At 65.1% G+C, this 6,573-nt stretch carries 3 protein-coding genes; 1 reads left to right on the top strand and 2 read right to left on the bottom strand.

Features of this window, described 5'->3' with window-relative positions:
* The first annotated feature begins 312 nt into the window (after positions 1-312).
* Positions 313-1,605, top strand: a complete 1,293-nt coding sequence (locus tag ACTOQ2_RS43610) for a hypothetical protein (RefSeq protein WP_440107871.1) — start codon at positions 313-315, stop codon at positions 1,603-1,605.
* A gap of 55 nt (positions 1,606-1,660) precedes the next feature.
* On the opposite strand, the gene ACTOQ2_RS43605 is transcribed toward ACTOQ2_RS43610, so the two are convergent.
* Together ACTOQ2_RS43605 and ACTOQ2_RS43600 are read right to left on the bottom strand one after the other, a co-directional pair.
* A complete protein-coding gene (locus ACTOQ2_RS43605; protein ID WP_440107869.1) occupies positions 1,661-2,404 on the bottom strand; it encodes a class I SAM-dependent methyltransferase in 744 nt (247 codons plus the stop codon).
* Between the two features lie 165 nt (positions 2,405-2,569).
* Positions 2,570-6,304, bottom strand: a complete 3,735-nt coding sequence (locus tag ACTOQ2_RS43600; protein ID WP_440107867.1) for a DUF4082 domain-containing protein — start codon at positions 6,302-6,304, stop codon at positions 2,570-2,572.
* Positions 6,305-6,573: the final 269 nt, after the last annotated feature.

The raw sequence follows: 6,573 nt of genomic DNA, 5'->3' as shown, positions 1-6,573 counted from the left end.
CGCAGCCTCTCGGGTGTTTCCTTGCCAGTCCTTTATGCGCGGGTCAAAGGCGACCGGCCCCATTCACCCGCATCTCCGTGAACGTGAGCGGTGACTTCAGGTGACCGGACCGTCGTGCCGGCTCGGCGGTCTCGCATTTCTTTGCGGGGATTTGGGCAGCTGATCAATGGCATATCCGGATGGAGGGACGTGCCCGGCCGTTAAAGTCGGCGGGCGATGACCGCTCTCGCAGTCCTCTCCCACGCCGGAGAGCCGGCGTGCCTTCGGCGCGAAGCTCCCGACCCGGCCACGACATCGTATGGGTGATTCTCTGTGGAGTACGTAATCGTCGCGGCCGCCGCGGTGACGCTTGTCCTTCTCGTCCGGATCGGCCTGGGCGCGCGGGTGGCGCGGCGTGCCCTGTGGGTACTGACGCTGGCCTTCATCGCACGGCTGCTCGTCCATGTCCTTGTGATCCGGTCCAACTCCATCGCGTACGGCGGGGACAATTTCGTCTACGAGGGCAGGGCCCTGGAGATCGTGGCCTACTGGAGGCGTGGGGGCTTCGCGTTCGTCACCGAGGAGCAGATCGAAAGCCTCCATTCCGTGGCGGTGCCCTGCAACGTCTTCGCGATGATCATCTACCTGTGCGGCGGCCCGGCCCCCCTGGCCTGCACCGCATTCGTGGCGCTCGTCGCCTGCGGGCTGTGCATCGTCATGTACAGGTTCGCGCGGCTCATCGGCGCCGACGAGCGCGCGGCGTTCAGGCTCATGACCGTGATGGCGTTCATACCCGCGTTCATGCTGCATACGTCCGATACGTTCAAGGACGGATTCAACGCTTTTCTCATCATAGCCTGTCTCGGCCTCGCCGCTTCGAACGTGCAACGTTTCGACATGCGGAAACTGATTCTTCTCGGGCCGCTGCTGTGGGCGCTCTGGAACGTGCGCCCCTACATGGTTTTCATATGCTTGATACCACTGCTTCTCGGTGTGGCAAGCCTCAAACGTGCTTTTCCGTTGTGCGTGCTGGTCATCTCGGCCACACTTCTGGTCCCTGTTCTGTCCTCTCCCGACGCGGCCGAGAGCACACCTTTCACCGTGATGCAGGAACAGCTGGAACGCGGGCAGTCGGAGAGTTTCCGCCGCGCCAACGCGGAAGGAGGTTCGGGAATCGCGTTCAACGACGGCGGCAGCCCGTGGGGCGCGTTCGTACCGAAGCTGATCTACACGCTTCTGTCCCCGTTCCCCTGGATGGACGGCAGCCCGGTGTTGCAGCTGGCGAAGATCGAGACAGTGCTGTGGTACTACCTTCTGTGGTGCGCGGCGTCCGGGATGCGTCGGATGTGGGGCGACAGCCGCAGAATGCTGCTGATCCTCCTGCTGTTCGCCGTGCCGTGCACGATCGTGTACACGACCACCATGTCCAACGTCGGCCTCATCTTCCGGCAGCGGATGCCGATCGTCATGGTCGTGAGCCTGCTGTCCGCGGTCGCCTGGACCAGGATTCCGCAGGACGGGCGGCAGCTCGCGTCCGGCACCGGAACGGGCCCGGTCACCACCGGTTCCGCGGCAGCCGCCTGCTCGTCCGGCACGGCGGGGAAAGCTCCGGCCGGTATTCCGTGAGTCCGTGAGCCGGTGACGCCGGTGACGCCTCACCGACGCGGAGCACGGGCCTGCGCTATTCCCCCGGTGACCTCCGCTCCGCCATCGGCAGGCCTGGTCCCGCCACGCCGATGTACTTTTCCCCGTACTCGAAGACGCGGAAGAGGGGCTGTGTCGCGGCGTATTCCTGGAAGACCAGGTTGTCCTGGATATCGTCCATGACAAGGATGTGCTTCCGGGTGAGATGGGGTTTCGACCGCCGTAGAAAGAACTCCCTTCCGTCTCTCGTCTTGTCGGAGTCGTAGTGGACCAGATCCACCGCCGTCCCCGGCAGCAGAATCTCCTCCAGATTCCGGCGGTCGCCCTTGATGTGGAGACTCCACGGAGCCTTCAGCTCTTCGGGGACGACACATCCTATGTAGCGCTCGGGGTCGGAAAGGCGGAAGAACGGGAAGTCACTCGAGTACAGGCGGCCGGTCTCGTTCGAGCGCATCGCCCCGAGAATTGCCGAGGTGGACCAGCCTGCGGCCACACCCGTCTCCAGGGCCACGGCGGGACGCAGAATTCGGGTGAGGAGATGAAGTATCTCCACACCACCCGGGCCTCCCAGGTCAACGCCGGCGGCGGTGAGCCTCTCGACCTGGGGCCGCGCCGATTCGGAAAGGGAGCGGGCGAACTCCTCGGCCTCCCGCCATAGAGGCGCGTCAACGCTCCTCCCCCATTCGTCGATGTCCTGCGCGCGCTCGGACGCCCATGCGGTGGCGGCCTTCCTTTCCCTGTCGTGCCCGGAGCTCGTCCGCAGCCAGACCTTACGCGCCATGACAGGGAGGTAGGCAGGGCGGGCAGCATTGCGAATGACAGAAAGAACACTCATGCCGAGTATTATAAATAACCGCGAAACCTGGCCTTTGGATGCTCCGCCGAATGTCGCCGAAATATTCGGCGACATTCGGCGGAGCGCACCCATCGGGGTTCGTCCGGACCACTAGTCGACGCCGAACACCACGTCGACCCAGTAATTGGTGGCCTGGTGGCTGCTGGTCGGGAAGGTGTTCGTCGCACCGTACGCGTAGACGCCGTTACCTCCCTCCTCGCCGTTGGCCAGCGCGATGAGGGGCTCATTCGTATATTGCACGGTAAAATACGGACGCGTCTGAGAATAATAGCCGGATGTGGTATGGCAGGATACGACATAGGTCGTGTTGGCGGTTACCGTGACAGGCGTCGCGAGATTCACCTGCTGCCACCCGCTCGCCGTCTCGTCGGTGAAGGTCGCGCTGGCGAGCAACTGCCCGTCACTCGTCCACAGGCTCCCGACATGCGTACCGGTGTTCCTCTCGCCCTTGTAGAAACGAATTCCCCTGATGCTGCCACTCGTCAGCGTCCTGAACTTGACACCGACCGTGACGGGCTGGCCGTCGGGGTGGGACTTGACGGCGGGGACCGCCGTGTCCTCCCACAGGCTCGCGAACGGAACGAACAGCACGTCGACCCAGTAGTTGGTGGCCTCGTAGGTGCTGGTCGGGAAGGTGTTCGTCGCGCTGTACGTGTAGATGCCGTTACCCCCTTCCGCACCGTTGGCCAGCGCGATGAGCGGACCGTTCGAGTACTGTTCGGCGAAGTACGAGGGTGTTATCGAATAGAACCCGGGGGTCGTGTGGTAGGAGGCGACGTACGTCGTGTTGGCGGTCACCGTGACGGGCGTCGCGAAACTCACCTGCTGCCACCCGCTCGCCGTCTCGTCGGTGAAGGTCGCGCTGGCGAGCAACTGCCCGTCACTCGTCCACAGGCTCCCGACATGCGTACCGGTGTTCTTCACGCCCTTGTAGAAGCGGATCCCCCTGATGCTGCCACTCGTCAGCGGCTGGAACTTGACGCCGACCGTGAGGGCATGGGGATCGTTCTGCGTCGGGGTCTTCGGGACCGTCTGGTCGTCCCAGATGCTCCTCACCGGCACGAACAGCACGTCGACCCAGTAGTTGGTGCTCTGGTAGCTCCCGGTCGGGAAGGTGCTCGTCGCGCTGTACGCGTAGACGCCGTTGCCCCCCTGCACACCGCTGGCCGGCGCCACGAGCGGGCCACTCATGTACTGCGCGGTGAAGTAGGGGCGTGTCGCCGAGTAGTACCCGGATGTCGTGTGGTACGAGGCGACGTACGTCGTGTCGGCGGTCACCGTGACGGGCGTCGCGAAGTCGACCTGCTGCCACCCGCTTCCCGTCTCACCGGTGAACGTGGCTCTCGCCAGGAGTTGCCCGCTCGCACTCCAGAGGTTTCCGGTGTGCGTCCCCGTGTTGAGCACGCCCTTGTAGAACCTGATGCCTCTGATGGTTCCCGGGCTCAAGGTCTGGAACTTCACCCCGACCTCGACCGGCAAAGAGTCGTTGACCGAGGTGACGGCGGGCACGGTGCTGGGCTGCCAGATGGTGCAGGCGCTACATGACGTGGTGACGGTGACGGTGATCGTGGTCGGAACCACCTGGAGGTTGCCGATGTCGTCGACCGCCCGGACCGCGATCGTCGTGGTCCCGGTGTTTCCGGGCGTCCAGCGGTACTGCCAGGTCTCACGGCCTGTCGCCGGAAACCACCGGACGCCGCCGTCGACCGAGACCTCGACTCCGGCCACGACGCCGCCCCCGGTGTCGGCGGCCGTTCCCTGGATCGTGACGTTCGTCAGCCGGGGCAGGGAGACGCCGTTCGACGGGCTCGTGATCGTCGACGTGGGAGGGCTGGTGTCCGTCGACGCGGTGGCCGGGACCAGACCGGGCTGGAGGCTCGCGGGCTGGGCTCCCATGTCGGCGAAGAGGTTGACCGTCGCCTGCCGCATCCGGATGTCGGTAGGCGTGCCCGCTCGATCGTGGTTGGCGTCCAGCCCCCACGACCACTGGATGGTCCCCGCGCCGAAGACGAGCGAACCACTGGCGGTCCGGTAGAGCGTCAGATTGTGGATCGCGCTCCCGAGACCGTACAGACTTCCGTAGTCGAGCAGGTATTTGGAGGGAAGGTTCACAACCGTTCTGGAAAGCCTGGCCCGGCCGACCGGTTCGACCGCGTTGTCGGGCGACACATCCCATTCGTAACCGAGCGTTCCCGCGGGGAAGGTGGCCGTCTGTCCCGGTGAGAGGTTCGCCACGGACGTGTTGCGCCAAAGCCGCATCTTGCCGTACTCGGCCGGAACGGTCATCGCGTTGTTGGAGACCCCGTTGACCCTGAACCACGTCCCGGTCAGGGCGTTCTCTGGCCTCCCCCCGTCCGAGGGCGGGGAGAAACGCGGATCACGCCATGTCCCGGTCCACTGAGAACTCGGGTCGATCTTGGCGTTCGCCAGCGTCTCCTTGTAGCAGACAAAAGTCCGGTAGGGAGTGCTCGTGCCGTCGGCGCTGGGCTCCCAGCGGCCCTTCCAGAAAACCTCGTTCCCGGAGAAGAACGCCATGTTGACGCCGTTGTCCCGGGCGTTCACGACGTTGTCCCGCATGTCGTTGGACCAGTACTCGTCATGGCCGACGGACAGGAAGATCTCGTGTTCGAGCAGTTCGGGACCGCGCATCGCGGTGTCGACGTTGCTGGTGTAGCTGACGTCGTAGCCGTTGGCCTCGATCCATCTGACCATGGGGTATTCGGAGTTGAAGAACCAGCTCTCCACCGAACCACCGCAACAGCTGGAGACGCGCGTAGTGAAGGGCCGGTTGTAACTGACCTTGTAAGCGCGCCCGGCCGGAACACTCGCGGAGTAGAGGCTGTTGCCGCCGTACTTGTTGTAGGCCTGCCAGGTGCTGTCAGAGGTCTGGAACAAAAGATCTGATCCGCCCTCGTCGTCCCGGACCACGAATATCATCTGGCTGGCACCGCTCGTCCCGTCTTCCCGGATCAGATTCGCGATGTAGACCCCGGAGACCGCGTCGGCGGGCACGGCCCACGAGGCGGACACCGCCCAGTTCCCGCAGTCGACCAGTCCGGTCTCCGTCTCCCTGAGACAGGCCGGCTGCGCCTGGGGCAGCGGAGCCGAAGGTGCGAGCGTTGTCATCTTTCGTGCGCCCATGCCGCCGTAATAACCGATGCGGTAGACGTCCACGCGATAGGCGGTCGCCAGGGTGGCCACCTTGAACTGGACGGTTTCTCCCCTGTTGACGCTCATCTGAGTCGCGTATCCCTGGATGTTGGCGCTGCCGGCTCCCGGTATGTCCCATTCGCTGGGAGGATTGCCGGGCAGGCTGTTCTCCAGGCAGATGACAGAGGTTATCGGGCAGGCCGCGTGGAGCCCCCGGGCGCGGGCCCCCGCCCGCGCGGCGGTGGCCTCACGCTCCCCCTTCCTGACGCCTTCCACGGGATGGCCGCGCAGGCCGAGCAGGGTGAGCCTCCGCTCCAGTGAGCGACCTCGGCGGCCGTCCGGCGGCGGTGGTGCCTTGATCTCCACGGCCTGGCGTTCGACGTGCCGCGCCCGGTCTCGCTCGCCGGCAGGGCGGGGAACGCCGGGGGCGGGTTGCCCGCTCCCGGCCGCCGGGCCGGGAATGACGTCCGGTCCAGCCGGTACGGTCTCGCCGCCGAGACGCCGGAACCCGGCGTCCTGCCCGGTGGCCCGCTCACGCGGGGCACCGGTACCAGGTGCCGGCACCCAGGTGGCACCGACCAGACTGATCAGAGCAAGGACACCGGCACCGAAGGCGAACGGGGACGGCCGCCGCCCGGGCCCGGCCTTCTTCACGTCCTCTGGCCCCCCTGACATGTGTGACCTCCCGGCAGCGCTCTCGTGGCAAGCTCTCCACCCAGGCCGGAGCCGCAGGCAAAAAGAAAGACAATCACCTTCGGCCTCCAACAGGAATTACGCTTAAACAGCGGCGATTTATTCACAAGATAGATGATTACTCTAATCTCACGTTAGAAGCCCATTACGGACACGAACCAAACCCAGCGCCATGGAGATGCGGGTGAATGGGGCCGGTCGCCTTTGACCCGCGCATAAAGGACTGGCAAGGAAACACCCGAGAGGCTGCG

It is taken from the genome of Streptosporangium sp. H16, from assembly GCF_051918855.1.
Taxonomy (GTDB): domain Bacteria; phylum Actinomycetota; class Actinomycetes; order Streptosporangiales; family Streptosporangiaceae; genus Streptosporangium.
The sequence above is the reverse complement of the archived record's forward strand: the minus strand, read 5'-3'. Positions and strand labels throughout refer to the sequence as shown.

What these genes read in the sequence shown, in the direction of transcription:
- ACTOQ2_RS43605 (WP_440107869.1), bottom strand. Translation starts at nt 2,404, where the DNA reads ATGGCGCGTAAGGTCTGGCTGCGGACGAGCTCCGGGCACGACAGGGAA.
- ACTOQ2_RS43600 (WP_440107867.1), bottom strand. Translation starts at nt 6,304, where the DNA reads ATGTCAGGGGGGCCAGAGGACGTGAAGAAGGCCGGGCCCGGGCGGCGG.